11 protein-coding genes are annotated in these 14,501 nt (G+C 56.3%); 10 read left to right on the top strand and 1 reads right to left on the bottom strand.

Annotated features, from left to right (window positions below):
- The first annotated feature begins 462 nt into the window (after window positions 1–462).
- The 9 genes from lrp to A6013_RS03330 all read left to right on the top strand — a co-directional run bounded on the left by lrp (window position 463) and on the right by A6013_RS03330 (window position 13,841).
- Window positions 463–957 carry a leucine-responsive transcriptional regulator Lrp gene (gene lrp / locus A6013_RS03370; protein ID WP_000228469.1) on the top strand — a complete coding sequence of 165 codons (495 nt, stop codon included), beginning with the start codon at window positions 463–465 and terminating at the stop codon, window positions 955–957.
- Window positions 958–1,092: 135 nt separating this feature from the next.
- The gene (locus tag A6013_RS03365; RefSeq protein WP_069732549.1) at window positions 1,093–4,788 is read left to right on the top strand and encodes a DNA translocase FtsK 4TM domain-containing protein; all 3,696 of its coding nucleotides are present in this window, start codon (window positions 1,093–1,095) and stop codon (window positions 4,786–4,788) included.
- Window positions 4,789–4,915: 127 nt separating this feature from the next.
- The gene (lolA, locus tag A6013_RS03360) at window positions 4,916–5,530 is read left to right on the top strand and encodes an outer membrane lipoprotein chaperone LolA (RefSeq protein ID WP_069732548.1); all 615 of its coding nucleotides are present in this window, start codon (window positions 4,916–4,918) and stop codon (window positions 5,528–5,530) included.
- A gap of 9 nt (window positions 5,531–5,539) precedes the next feature.
- Window positions 5,540–6,883, top strand: coding sequence for a replication-associated recombination protein RarA (gene rarA / locus A6013_RS03355; protein WP_028012558.1), 1,344 nt, complete (start codon window positions 5,540–5,542; stop codon window positions 6,881–6,883).
- A gap of 92 nt (window positions 6,884–6,975) precedes the next feature.
- Entirely contained in the window at window positions 6,976–8,268 is a 1,293-nt protein-coding gene (serS, locus tag A6013_RS03350; RefSeq protein WP_069732547.1) for a serine--tRNA ligase, read from the top strand.
- 211 nt (window positions 8,269–8,479) lie between these two features.
- Window positions 8,480–10,924, top strand: coding sequence for a dimethylsulfoxide reductase subunit A (dmsA, locus tag A6013_RS03345; RefSeq protein WP_028012559.1), 2,445 nt, complete (start codon window positions 8,480–8,482; stop codon window positions 10,922–10,924).
- A 10-nt stretch (window positions 10,925–10,934) separates the two neighbouring features.
- Complete coding sequence (locus tag A6013_RS03340; protein ID WP_014883208.1) at window positions 10,935–11,552, top strand: DMSO/selenate family reductase complex B subunit; 618 nt, start codon at window positions 10,935–10,937, stop codon at window positions 11,550–11,552.
- A gap of 1 nt (window position 11,553) precedes the next feature.
- Window positions 11,554–12,417, top strand: a complete 864-nt coding sequence (locus A6013_RS03335) for a dimethyl sulfoxide reductase anchor subunit family protein (RefSeq protein WP_028012560.1) — start codon at window positions 11,554–11,556, stop codon at window positions 12,415–12,417.
- A gap of 275 nt (window positions 12,418–12,692) precedes the next feature.
- Window positions 12,693–13,841 (top strand): MFS transporter, encoded by a 1,149-nt coding sequence (locus A6013_RS03330; RefSeq protein WP_045261768.1) that lies wholly within the window; start codon window positions 12,693–12,695, stop codon window positions 13,839–13,841.
- A gap of 55 nt (window positions 13,842–13,896) precedes the next feature.
- Here A6013_RS03330 and A6013_RS27495 read toward each other — a convergent pair whose 3' ends face one another.
- Entirely contained in the window at window positions 13,897–14,037 is a 141-nt protein-coding gene (locus A6013_RS27495) for a hypothetical protein (RefSeq protein WP_223824769.1), read from the bottom strand.
- Between A6013_RS27495 and A6013_RS03325 the strand changes: the two genes are divergently transcribed.
- A complete protein-coding gene (locus A6013_RS03325; RefSeq protein ID WP_269837742.1) occupies window positions 14,036–14,494 on the top strand; it encodes an anti-virulence regulator CigR family protein in 459 nt (152 codons plus the stop codon). The genes A6013_RS27495 and A6013_RS03325 overlap by 2 nt on opposite strands.
- The last annotated feature ends 7 nt before the right edge of the window (window positions 14,495–14,501 follow it).

The raw sequence follows: 14,501 nt of genomic DNA, 5'->3' as shown, positions 1-14,501 counted from the left end.
TTCGATATATGTAATAGCTGCGCCCGATGAATCCAGTGCCGTTACATCACGTTTTCTACTGAAAACCGCTCGTATATAAAGCAGTAAAATGAGGATTAATACCCCCCCGTAATGAATATCCGGCATCTTGTACTAAAAAACGATGTTTTGCTTTGACAATCCCCTGCGCATTTGCGAAAACATTCAAGGAAGAAAAAAAACCGCGTTAACCGTATGCCGCATAGGCATGCACGTAAATGCCATTTTTACCGTGTCAGTGAAATCTACGCATGGCGTGGACAGACGCCATACGTGATGTCGGTGACAGCCTTCGGGCAGCGGTCTTCTTACCAACAGAACCCGAATCCGCATCGCGTCTAATACATAACCAGGCGATGTGATGACTAACGGGTACAGGCTCTGAACAGTGATGTGCACAGGGTCCAGGCAGGAGTAGGGAAGGAATACAGAGAGACAATAATAATGGTAGATAGCAAGAAGCGCCCTGGCAAAGATCTCGACCGTATCGATCGTAACATTCTTAATGAATTGCAAAAGGATGGGCGTATTTCCAACGTCGAGCTTTCAAAACGTGTGGGACTTTCCCCGACGCCGTGCCTTGAGCGTGTGCGCCGACTGGAAAGACAGGGTTTTATTCAGGGCTATACGGCTCTGCTGAACCCGCATTATCTGGATGCCTCACTTCTGGTATTTGTTGAGATTACTCTGAATCGTGGTGCGCCGGATGTGTTTGAGCAATTTAACGCCGCTGTACAAAAACTTGAAGAAATTCAAGAGTGTCATCTGGTGTCCGGTGATTTCGACTACCTGTTGAAAACCCGTGTGCCTGATATGTCCGCCTACCGTAAGCTGCTGGGGGAAACCCTGCTGCGTCTGCCAGGCGTGAACGACACCCGTACCTATGTGGTGATGGAAGAGGTCAAACAGAGCAATCGTCTGGTTATTAAGACGCGCTAACACGGAACAGGTGCAAAATCAGCGTAGTTTGATTACACTCCTGTTAATCCATACAGCAACAGTGCCGGGGAGCCCCGGCGCTGTTGTCCGTTTTAGCAAACAGGCAGGATATGCCTGATACCTGGAGAGCCTTTCTTGAGCCAGGAATACACTGAAGACAAAGAAGTCACACTATCGAAGCTAAGCAGCGGACGTCGTCTCCTCGAGGCTTTGCTGATCGTTATTGCCCTTTTTGCCGTCTGGCTGATGGCAGCCTTACTCAGTTTCAACCCCTCCGATCCCAGCTGGTCGCAAACCGCGTGGCATGAGCCTATCCATAATTTAGGCGGCGTACCCGGAGCCTGGCTTGCGGACACGCTCTTTTTCATTTTCGGTGTGATGGCCTACACCATTCCCGTCATAATCATTGGCGGATGCTGGTTTGCATGGCGTCATCGTCAGAACGATGATTACATCGACTATTTTGCAGTTTCCCTGCGCCTGATTGGCGCCCTGGCGCTGATCCTCACCTCCTGCGGGCTGGCGGCGATTAATGCCGATGATATCTGGTACTTCGCCTCCGGTGGGGTGATTGGCAGCCTGCTGAGCTCTGCGCTACAGCCGATGCTTCACAGCAGCGGCGGCACGCTGGCGCTGCTCTGCATCTGGGCGGCCGGGCTGACGCTGTTTACCGGCTGGTCATGGGTGAGCATTGCCGAAAAGATCGGCAGCTTTATTCTTACGATCCTGACCTTCGCGAGCAACCGTACCCGCCGCGACGACACGTGGGTCGATGAAGAAGAATATGAAGATGAGTACGAAGAGGAAGACGATGCGCCGGTGCAACGTCGTGAATCTCGTCGTGCCCGTATTCTGCGCGGTGCCCTGGCGCGTCGCCAGCGCGTTGCTGAAAAATTTGCCAACCCGCTTGGACGTAAAACCGACGCGGCGCTCTTCTCCGGTAAGCGTATGGATGAAGACGAGCAGGTGGAGTACCGCGCAGCGGGTAGTACAGTCGATCCTGATGATGTGCTTTTCTCCGGCAACCGGGCGATGCCGGGTGATTTCGATGAATACGATCCGCTGCTTAACGGCCATACCGTTACCGCGCCGGTTGCCGCGGCCGCAGCCGCAACGACAGCATCACAGGCGTATGCCGCGCCTGTCGAAGCCGTGATGCCATCCGCGCCGGTTCCGCCTCCGGAATCCGCTATTCAGCAGCCTCAGGTTGCCTGGCAGACCGCGCCGGGTGTCCACACGCCGGAGCCTGTTATCGCGCCGGAACCAGAGAGCTACATCCCCGTGCAGCAGGAGCAGTGGCAGCAGCCTTATCAGCCGCCGCAACCTGAGTATGAACAGCCGCACTATGAGCAGCCTGTGGCCCAGCCTTATCAGGAGTACGTGCCTGAACCGGTTGAACCTGTGCAGCCTTATGTCGAGCCTCAGCCTGAACCTGAGGTGGTGGAAGAGATGAAACCGTCTCGTCCGCCAATGTACTATTTTGAAGAAGTTGAAGAACGCCGTGCTCGTGAGCGCGAACAGCTGGCGGCATGGTATCAGCCTGTGCCTGAACCGGTGCAGGAACCTGCGCCAAAAGCCCCGTCGGTTTCGGTTCCACCGGTCGACCCGACGCCTGCTGTTGCCCCCGTAGCGGAAAGCGTGAAGCAGGCTACCGCAGCCGCAGCGGCGGCGGCACCTGTCTTTAGCCTGGCAACGGGCGGTGCGCCGCGTCCACAGGTGAAAGAGGGAATTGGTCCGCAACTGCCTCGCCCTAACCGCGTCCGCGTTCCAACTCGTCGTGAGCTTGCCTCCTATGGTATCAAGCTGCCTTCCCAGCGGATGGCCGAAGAGAAAGCGCGTGGGACGGACTACGAAGATGATGCTGATGAAATGCAGCAGGACGAGCTGGCGCGCCAGTTCGCCGCGCAGCAGAATCAGCGCTACGGTGAAGACTATCAGCATGATGAACCGATGCTGGAAGACGAAGATGACGCGGCTGAAGCCGAATTAGCGCGTCAGTTTGCGGCAACCCAGCAGCAGCGTTACTCAGGTGAACAGCCAGCTGGTGCGAACCCGTTCTCATTATCGGATTTCGAGTTTTCGCCGATGAAAGATCTGGTGGATGATGGCCCGAGCGAGCCACTGTTCACCCCGAGCGTGATGCCTGAAGCAGAGCCTGTGCGCCAGCCGCCAGCGCCGCAGGCACAGACTTACGCGCAGCCGCAGCAACCTGTTCAGCAGCCGTATGCGCAACCGCAGCAGCCACAACAGCAGCCGCCGCAGTACCAGCAGCCAGCACCGCAGCCGCAGGAGAGCCTGATTCACCCACTGCTGATGCGTAACGGTGATAGCCGTCCGCTGCAGCGTCCGAGCACGCCGCTGCCTTCGCTGGATTTGTTGACGCCGCCACCGGCTGAAGTCGAGCCGGTTGATACGTTTGCCCTGGAGCAGATGGCCCGTCTGGTGGAAGCCCGTCTGGCAGACTTCCGCATCAAGGCGGATGTGGTGAACTACTCGCCGGGTCCGGTGATCACCCGCTTCGAACTGAACCTGGCGCCGGGCGTCAAAGCCGCGCGTATTTCTAACCTCTCCCGCGACCTCGCGCGTTCTCTGTCGACCGTGGCGGTACGTGTGGTGGAAGTGATTCCGGGTAAACCGTACGTTGGCCTTGAGCTGCCGAACAAGAAACGTCAGACCGTTTACCTGCGTGAAGTGCTGGATAACACCAAGTTCCGCGATAACCCATCTCCGCTGACCGTGGTGTTGGGTAAAGATATCGCCGGCGACCCGGTAGTGGCAGACCTCGCGAAAATGCCTCACCTGCTGGTAGCGGGTACCACCGGTTCCGGTAAATCGGTCGGCGTGAACGCCATGATCCTTAGCATGCTCTACAAAGCGCAGCCTGAAGACGTGCGTTTCATCATGATCGACCCGAAAATGCTCGAACTGTCGGTCTACGAAGGCATTCCGCACCTGCTGACGGAAGTGGTCACCGACATGAAGGACGCCGCCAACGCCCTGCGCTGGAGCGTCAATGAAATGGAGCGTCGCTACAAGCTGATGTCTGCGCTGGGCGTGCGTAACCTGGCCGGTTATAACGAGAAGATCGCCGAGGCGGCGCGCATGGGTCGTCCAATTCCGGACCCATACTGGAAGCCGGGTGACAGCATGGATGCCCAGCATCCTGTGCTGGAGAAACTGCCTTATATCGTCGTGCTGGTGGATGAATTCGCCGACCTGATGATGACCGTCGGGAAGAAAGTGGAAGAGCTGATCGCGCGTCTGGCACAGAAAGCGCGTGCGGCAGGTATTCACCTGGTGCTGGCGACCCAGCGTCCGTCCGTGGACGTTATCACCGGTCTGATTAAGGCGAATATTCCGACCCGTATTGCGTTTACCGTTTCGAGCAAAATCGACTCCCGTACCATTCTTGACCAGGGCGGCGCTGAGTCGCTGCTGGGAATGGGTGACATGCTGTACTCCGGCCCGAACTCCACCTCTCCGGTGCGCGTACACGGCGCGTTTGTTCGCGACCAGGAAGTACACGCCGTGGTGCAGGACTGGAAGGCGCGCGGACGTCCGCAGTACGTTGACGGCATTACCTCCGACAGCGAAAGCGAAGGCGGCGGTGGTGGCTTTGACGGCGGCGAAGAGCTGGATCCGTTATTCGACCAGGCGGTTAATTTCGTTACTGAAAAACGCAAAGCGTCCATCTCTGGCGTGCAGCGTCAATTCCGTATCGGCTATAACCGCGCGGCGCGCATCATCGAGCAGATGGAAGCGCAGGGCATTGTGAGCGAGCAGGGGCACAACGGTAACCGTGAAGTGCTGGCTCCGCCGCCGTTTGATTAACCTTCAGCGATTGCAAAGAAGGGTAAATCAGCAAAAATTAAGCATATTCTTCTGTCGCCTGCCTTCGGGCAGGTCCAGAATAGAAACGGAAACCCCATTTCGGGAAGACGTATTTTAAGGAATAACAATGAAAAAAATCGCCATCGCCTGTGCATTACTCACCAGTTTTGTAGCCAGCAGCGTCTGGGCTGATGCAGCCAGCGACCTTAAAAGCCGACTGGATAAAGTAAGCAGCTTCCACGCCAGCTTCACGCAAAAAGTGACGGACGGCAGCGGCAATTCGGTGCAGGAAGGACAGGGTGATTTGTGGGTGAAACGCCCCAATCTGTTTAACTGGCATATGACCCAGCCGGATGAGAGCATCCTGGTTTCTGACGGTAAAACCCTGTGGTTCTTCAACCCGTTTGTTGAGCAGGCCACTGCGACCTGGCTGAAAGACGCGACCAGCAACACACCGTTTATGCTGATCGCCCGCAACCAGACCAGCGACTGGCAGCAGTACAACATTAAACAGAACGGTGATGAATTTGTCCTGACGCCGAAAGGCAGCAACGGCAATCTGAAGCAGTTCACCATCAACGTCAGCACCAACGGTACCATTAATCAGTTCGGCGCGGTTGAGCAGGACGATCAGCGCAGCAGCTACCAGCTTAAGTCTCAGCAAAACGGCGCCGTTGACGCATCGAAATTCACCTTTACCCCGCCGCAGGGCGTAACGGTGGACGACCAACGCAATAAGTAAGAGGCGTGAGTGAGCAACCTGTCGCTCGATTTTTCAGATAATGCGTTTCAACCTCTGGCCGCCCGTATGCGGCCAGAAAATTTAGCGCAGTACATCGGTCAGCAGCATCTGCTGGCTGCGGGGAAACCCTTGCCGCGCGCTATTGAGGCGGGGCATCTGCACTCCATGATCCTCTGGGGGCCGCCCGGCACCGGAAAAACCACGCTCGCTGAAGTGATCGCCCGCTATGCCAACGCGGACGTTGAGCGTATCTCGGCGGTAACGTCTGGCGTGAAGGAGATCCGCGAGGCGATCGAGCGCGCGCGTCAGAACCGTAATGCCGGACGCCGCACCATTCTCTTTGTCGATGAAGTCCACCGCTTCAACAAGAGCCAGCAGGATGCTTTCCTGCCGCACATTGAGGACGGGACGATCTTCTTCATTGGTGCGACCACCGAAAACCCGTCGTTTGAACTCAACTCGGCCCTGCTGTCCCGCGCCCGCGTCTACCTGCTTAAATCCCTGACCACGGAAGATATCGAAAAGGTTCTGACGCAGGCTATGGACGACAAAGCGCGGGGTTACGGCGGGCAGGATATCGTTCTGCCTGACGACACGCGACGTGCGATTGCGGAGCTGGTCAACGGCGATGCGCGCCGCGCGCTGAACACGCTCGAAATGATGGCCGATATGGCCGAAGTGGACGATGCGGGCAAGCGCGTATTGAAGCCTGAACTGCTCACGGAAATTGCCGGCGAGCGCAGCGCGCGTTTCGATAATAAAGGCGACCGTTTCTACGACCTGATCTCGGCGCTGCATAAGTCCGTACGCGGCAGCGCGCCGGATGCGGCGCTCTACTGGTACGCACGTATCATTACCGCAGGTGGCGATCCGCTATACGTTGCGCGCCGCTGTCTGGCGATTGCGTCAGAAGATGTTGGCAATGCTGATCCACGCGCCATGCAGGTTGCGCTTTCAGCCTGGGACTGCTTCACCCGCGTAGGCCCGGCGGAAGGCGAACGCGCCATTGCGCAGGCGATTGTCTATCTGGCCTGCGCGCCGAAAAGCAATGCGGTCTATACCGCGTTCAAAGCGGCGATGTCGGATGCGCGCGAGCGCCCGGACTACGATGTGCCGGTTCATCTGCGCAATGCGCCAACCAAACTGATGAAAGAGATGGGTTACGGGCAGGAGTATCGCTACGCCCATGATGAGCCTAACGCCTACGCCGCCGGGGAGGAATATTTCCCGCAGGAGATGGCACAAACGCGCTATTATCATCCCACAAACAGAGGTCTTGAAGGCAAGATTGGTGAAAAGCTCACCTGGCTCGCCGGACAGGATCAAAATAGCCCTATAAAACGCTACCGTTAGTTCAATCGTTGCGGTAATGTTGGCAATTGTATCCTTGTGACCGCAGGCTGTGGTCACATTTCCTATTTTAATTCGATAAGCACAGGATAAGCATGCTCGATCCCAATCTGCTGCGTAATGAGCCAGACGCAGTCGCTGAAAAACTGGCACGCCGGGGCTTTAAGCTGGATGTAGATAAGCTGCGCGCTCTTGAAGAGCGTCGTAAAGTACTGCAGGTACAAACTGAAAATCTGCAGGCAGAGCGTAACTCTCGATCGAAATCCATTGGCCAGGCGAAAGCGCGCGGGGAAGATATTGAGCCATTACGCCTGGAAGTGAACAAGCTGGGTGAAGAGCTGGATCAGGCGAAAGCGGAGCTGGACGTTCTTCAGGCCGAAATTCGTGACATCGCTCTGGCTATCCCGAACATTCCTGACGACAGCGTGCCTGTCGGCAAAGACGAGAACGACAACGTTGAAGTGAAGCGCTGGGGTACGCCTCGCGAGTTTGACTTCGAAGTGCGCGATCACGTGACGCTGGGCGAAATGCACGCTGGCCTGGACTTTGCCGCTGCGGTTAAGCTGACCGGCTCTCGCTTCGTAGTTATGAAAGGTCAAATTGCCCATCTGCACCGTGCCCTGGCGCAGTTCATGCTGGATCTGCACACCGAGCAGCACGGCTACAGCGAAACCTATGTTCCGTATCTGGTTAACCACGATACGCTGTACGGTACGGGCCAGCTGCCGAAATTTGCCGGCGATCTGTTCCATACCCGTCCGCTGGATGAAGAAGCAGACAGCAGCAACTATGCGCTGATCCCAACCGCGGAAGTGCCGCTGACCAACCTCGTGCGTGATGAGATCATTGACGAAGACGATCTGCCAATCAAGCTGACGGCACACTCTCCGTGCTTCCGTTCAGAAGCCGGTTCTTACGGTCGCGACACCCGTGGTCTGATCCGTATGCACCAGTTCGACAAAGTCGAGATGGTGCAGATCGTCCGTCCGGAAGAATCCATGGACGCGCTGGAAGAGATGACTGGCCATGCGGAAAAAGTGCTGGAGCTGCTGGGCCTGCCGTATCGCCGCATGGCGCTGTGCACCGGTGACATGGGCTTTGGTGCCTGCAAAACCTTCGACCTGGAAGTCTGGGTGCCTGCACAGAATACCTACCGTGAAATCTCCTCCTGCTCTAACGTCTCGGATTTCCAGGCGCGCCGCATGCAGGCACGCTGCCGCAGCAAATCTGACAAGAAAACCCGTCTGGTGCATACCCTGAACGGTTCTGGTCTGGCTGTTGGCCGTACGCTGGTTGCCGTGCTGGAAAACTACCAGCAGGCAGATGGCCGCATCGAGATCCCTGAAGTGCTGCGTCCATACATGAAAGGCCAGCAGTACATCGGCTAATTCTTTGCCTCACAACAAAAAAGCGCCTTCGGGCGCTTTTTTTATGCCTCTGAATTGACACGACGCAATACCCCCTCCCTCTAAAGTAGTAATACTCCTCCGAATGAAAGTCAGCATAAGACGCTGATAACGAAGTAATTCGTTATTTACAAAACTATATAGCGGTTCGTGCCGCCTCTTTTTTCTTTGTGAGCAACCAAAGTGAGTCTCTATGAAAATCAAAGCGCCTGAAGCGTTAATGGCTGCCGAGGTCACTCGCCGTGGGTTGATGAAAACCACGGCAATAGGCGGCCTGGCTGTAGCCAGCAGCGCCTTCACGCTCCCTTTTACCCGGCTGGCGTCGGCGGCGGACGCACTATCCGCAGCCGCAGCTCCGGAAAAAGTGGTGTGGAGTGCGTGTACCGTAAACTGCGGTAGCCGTTGTCCGCTGCGTATGCACGTGGTGGATGGCGAAATTAAGTATGTCGAAACCGACAACACCGGGGACGATAACTACGAAGGGTTACACCAGGTTCGCGCCTGCCTGCGCGGTCGCTCCATGCGTCGCCGCGTCTACAACCCGGATCGTCTGAAATACCCAATGAAGCGTGTCGGTAAGCGTGGGGAAGGGAAGTTTGAGCGCATTAGCTGGGACGAAGCCTACGACATTATCGCCACCAACATGCAGCGCCTGATCAAAGAGTACGGCAACGAGTCCATCTATCTGAACTATGGCACCGGGACGTTGGGCGGCACGCTGACCCGCTCCTGGCCACCGGGTAAAACGCTGGTCGCGCGTCTGATGAACTGCTGCGGCGGTTATCTCAACCACTACGGCGACTACTCTTCCGCGCAGATTGCCGCAGGTCTGAACTATACCTACGGCGGCTGGGCCGACGGCAACAGCCCGTCCGATATCGAAAACAGTAAGCTGGTCGTCCTGTTCGGTAACAACCCGGGCGAAACCCGCATGAGCGGCGGCGGGGTGACGTACTACCTCGAACAGGCTCGCGCCAAATCCAATGCCCGCATGATCATTATCGATCCGCGCTATACCGACACCGGTGCCGGGCGCGAAGATGAGTGGATCCCCATTCGTCCCGGTACCGATGCAGCACTGGTTTCCGCGCTGGCGTGGGTGATGATTACTGAAAACCTCGTCGATCAGCCGTTCCTTGATAAATACTGCGTCGGTTATGACGAGAAAACGCTGCCAGCCAGTGCCCCTGCCAATGGTCACTACAAGGCATATATTCTCGGCCAGGGCAGCGACGGCGTAGCGAAAACGCCGGAGTGGGCCTCCACCATCACCGGTATTCCGGTCGAGCGCATTGTTCAGCTGGCGCGTGAGATAGGTTCAGCTAAACCGGCCTACATCAGCCAGGGCTGGGGACCGCAGCGTCATGCGAATGGTGAAATCGCCACCCGCGCTATCTCCATGCTTTCAATTCTGACCGGCAACGTCGGCGTTCATGGCGGTAACACCGGCGCGCGCGAAGGTTCTTATGAAGTGCCGTTTGAGCGGATGCCGACGCTGGATAACCCGGTTCAGACCAGCATCTCCATGTTTATGTGGACTGACGCGATCGAGCGCGGCCCGGAAATGACCGCGCTGCGCGACGGCGTTCGGGGCAAAGACAAGCTGGATGTGCCGATCAAGATGATCTGGAACTACGCCGGCAACTGCCTTATCAACCAGCACTCGGAAATCAACCGCACCCATGAAATTCTGCAGGACGACAAGAAGTGCGAGATGATTGTGGTGATCGACTGCCACATGACCTCCTCGGCAAAATATGCCGATATTCTGCTGCCGGACTGCACCGCGTCTGAGCAGATGGATTTCGCGCTGGACGCTTCCTGCGGCAACATGTCCTACGTGATCTTTACCGACCAGGCCATCAAGCCGCGCTTCGAGTGCAAAACCATCTATGAGATGACCTCCGAACTGGCGAAGCGATTGGGCGTCGAACAGCAGTTTACCGAAGGGCGTACTCAGGAAGGGTGGATGCGCCATCTGCACGAGCTCTCTCGTAAAGCAATTCCCGATCTGCCGGACTTCGACACCTTCCGCAAGCAGGGCATGTACAAGCAGCGTGACCCGGAAGGGCATCACGTGGCGTATAAAGCGTTCCGTGAAGATCCGCAGGCGAATCCGCTGACCACGCCGTCGGGCAAAATCGAAATCTACTCCGAAGCGCTGGCAAAAATCGCGTCTACCTGGGAGCTGCCGGAAGGAGATGTTATCGATCCGCTGCCGATCTACACGCCGGGGTTCGAAAACTATAACGATCCGCTGACGGCGAAATTCCCGCTGCAGCTGACCGGTTTCCACTATAAGGCGCGTGTGCACTCCACCTACGGCAACGTTGACGTACTGAAGGCCGCCTGCCGCCAGGAGATGTGGATCAACCCGATGGATGCCAAAGCACGTGGTATCCGTAACGGGGATCGCGTGCGTATCTTTAACGGTCGCGGCGAGGTACACATTGAAGCCAAAGTGACACCGCGCATGATGCCTGGCGTAGTGGCACTGGGGGAAGGGGCCTGGTACAGCCCGGATGCCAACCGCATCGACCAGGCAGGCAGTATTAACGTCCTGACCACGCAGCGTCCGTCGCCGCTGGCGAAAGGCAACCCGTCTCACACAAACCTTGTCCAGGTTGAAAAGGTTTAAGGAGTAACCGATGACAACCCAGTATGGATTTTTCATTGATTCCAGCCGTTGCACCGGGTGCAAAACCTGCGAGCTGGCCTGTAAAGATTATAAAGATCTCACCCCGGACGTGAGCTTCCGCCGCATTTACGAATACGCCGGGGGCGACTGGCAGGAAGATAACGGCGTCTGGCATCAGAACGTCTTTGCCTATTACCTGTCGATTGCCTGTAACCACTGTGAAGATCCGGCCTGCACCAAGGTGTGCCCGAGCGGGGCGATGCACAAGCGGGAGGACGGTTTTGTGGTGGTGGATGAAGATGTCTGCATCGGCTGTCGCTACTGCCATATGGCGTGCCCGTACGGCGCGCCGCAGTACAACGCCGCCAAAGGACATATGACCAAGTGCGACGGCTGCCACAGCCGCGTAGCGGACGGCAAAAAGCCAATCTGCGTCGAGTCCTGCCCGCTGCGCGCGCTGGATTTTGGTCCGATAGAAGAGCTGCGTCAGAAACACGGTCAGCTTGCCGCAGTGGCACCGCTGCCGTCCGCGCACTTCACGAAGCCGAGTATTGTCATTAAACCTAACGCCAACAGCCGTCCGACGGGTGACACCACCGGCTACCTGGCAAATCCGAAGGAGGTGTGAGATGGGAAGTGGATGGCATGAATGGCCGCTGATGATCTTCACGGTCTTTGGGCAGTGCGTAGTGGGCGGCTTCATTGTTCTGGCGCTGGCGCTGTTAAAAGGGAATCTCAATGCCGAACAGCAGCAGCGTTTAGTGTTGAGCATGTTTGGCCTGTGGGTGCTGATGGGGATTGGATTTATCGCCTCTACGCTGCACCTGGGCTCACCGATGCGCGCGTTTAACTCCCTGAACCGCGTGGGGGCGTCGTCGCTCAGTAACGAAATTGCCAGCGGGGCAATCTTCTTTGCCGTCGGCGGGCTGGGGTGGCTGCTGGCTGCGTTGAAAAAATTGCCTGCGGGCCTGCGCAGCCTGTGGCTGATCGTCACCATGGTACTGGGCGTGGTGTTCGTGTGGATGATGGTGCGCGTCTATAACACCATCGATACCGTTCCAACCTGGTACAGCGTCTGGACGCCGATGAGCTTCTTCCTGACGATGTTTATCGGCGGGCCGCTGCTGGGCTACCTGCTGCTGCGCGTGGCGGGGGTAAACGGTTGGGCAATGCGTCTGCTGCCAGCCGTTTCGCTGCTGGCGCTGGTGGTGAGCGCGATGGTCGCCCTGATGCAGGGGGCCGAGCTGGCAACCATTCACAGCTCTATCCAGCAGGCTTCTGCGCTGGTGCCGGACTACGGTTCGCTGATGGCCTGGCGCGTGGTGTTGCTGGCAGCTGCGCTGGTGTGCTGGATCGGCCCTCAGCTTAAAGGTTATCAGCCTGCACTGCCGCTCCTGTCACTGGCTTTTGTGCTGGTGCTGGCAGGGGAGTTAATTGGTCGCGGTGTGTTTTACGGCCTGCATATGACGGTCGGTATGGCTATCGCCAGCTAGTTTCATTTTTCGTTATAAAAAGCCGGGACATAGCGCCCGGCTTTTCTTTTTTTCATTCATGAAATTTTTCGACTGTCGTTTTGTTTTAATTTCGGTCATTAATAAATAAAAACAGATACATAATTAATATCTATAGCAGGCGCTGCATTAGCAGGATAAGTTTTTTAAATCGACAGGGAACATATTGTGCGAGCCGGCTAAATCTGTGGATTGACTTTGTTTTTGCCAGTGGCATGATGCGCACGAAATCTGAACTTCCTCACGGTTTTTAATCCATGACCACCTATACCCGGCCAGTGCTCCTGTTGCTCTGTGGCCTGCTTCTGTTGACCCTGGCGATCGCCGTGTTAAACACGCTCGTCCCGCTGTGGCTCGCCCATGAAAACTTACCGACCTGGCAGGTGGGTATGGTCAGCTCGTCCTTTTTCACCGGGAACCTGTTGGGCACATTATTAACCGGTAGCCTGATTAAGCGTTTTGGCTTTAATCGCAGCTATTATCTGGCCTCGCTGATTTTCGCTGCCGGGTGCGCCGGTCTGGGTCTGATGGTGGGCTTCTGGAGCTGGATGGCATGGCGCTTTATCGCCGGCGTCGGCTGCGCGATGATTTGGGTGGTGGTTGAAAGCGCGCTGATGTGTAGCGGTACCTCCCGCAACCGCGGACGTCTGCTGGCGGCCTATATGATGGTTTACTACGTCGGTACCGTTCTGGGTCAACTGATGGTCAGCAAACTGCCAACCGACCTGATGAGCGTGCTGCCGTGGGTAACCGGCATGGTGCTGGCCGCGATCCTGCCGCTGCTCTTTACGCGCATTGTTAACCAGAACAGCGAACATCAGGAAGCGACCCACGTCTGGCCGATGTTGAGACTCCGTCAGGCGCGTCTGGGCGTAAACGGATGCATTATTTCGGGAATTGTACTGGGCTCGCTCTATGGCCTGATGCCGCTCTACCTGAATCATCAGGGCGTCAGCGATTCCGGAATTGGTTTCTGGATGGCGGTGATGGTCAGTGCGGGTATTGTGGGGCAATGGCCGATTGGCCGCCTGGCAGACCGTTTTGGTCGTCTGCTGGTGCTGCGCGTTCAGGTCTTCGTGGTGATCATGGGATGCCTTGCGATGCTCAGCAACGCCGCGATGGCGCCTGCACTGTTTATTCTCGGGGCCGCAGGATTCACGCTTTACCCGGTCGCGATGGCGTGGGCCTGTGAGAAAGTAGAACATCACCAGCTCGTGGCAATGAACCAGGCGCTATTATTAAGCTATACCATCGGTAGCCTGCTGGGACCGACATTTACCGCGATGCTTATGCAGAATTATTCCGACAATTTGCTGTTTATCATGATTGCCAGCGTGTCGTTTATTTATCTCCTGATGCTGCTGCGCAAAGCGGGCGAGCATCCAACCCCTGTGGCGCACGCCTGATTAAATAAAAGCCTGTCGATGACAGGCTTTTTTGTCCCTGTCACATATAAGACTTTTACGCATTGTTTGTTTTCCCCGCCTGGCGATAATTCAAATGAGTTCTACCACAAAAGGCAACAATCATGTCTATACGTCGTTTTTCCACTACCGCACTTGCCGTAGTGTTGTCTTTAACGTTTGCAACGGCTCCGGTCATGGCTAATCCTGGAAACGGGAATGGCGGTGGTCATGGAAACAGTGGCGGACAAGGTAATGGCGGCAATCATGGTAACGGGAATTCTGGTAATTCCGGTAACCATGGTAATAAGCAAAATAGCGGAAAGGAAAACCCTGGAAAATCGGATAAGAGCTTCAAAAACAGCAAAGATGTCGGTAATGACGTCGACGCTCGCGTGAGCTTCGATCATGCCCGCCACCTGGCACTGAATTATGGCTTAACGGGCTATGAGTCTCTGCCTCCGGGGATTGCGAAAAACCTCGCACGCGGTAAACCGCTCCCTCCGGGCATTGCGAAGAAGACCGTACCAGCCTCTATGCTCGGCCAGCTTCCTTCCTACCCGGGCTATGAATGGCGTGTGGTCGGGGACGATCTGGTCTTAATTGCGCTGAGTACGGCGATTGTGACCTCCGTAATTAACGGCGTCTTTAAATAGAATATAA

This window comes from Enterobacter sp. IF2SW-B1, assembly GCF_001743375.1.
GTDB classification, from domain to species: domain Bacteria; phylum Pseudomonadota; class Gammaproteobacteria; order Enterobacterales; family Enterobacteriaceae; genus Enterobacter; species Enterobacter bugandensis.
The sequence above is the reverse complement of the archived record's forward strand: the minus strand, read 5'-3'. Positions and strand labels throughout refer to the sequence as shown.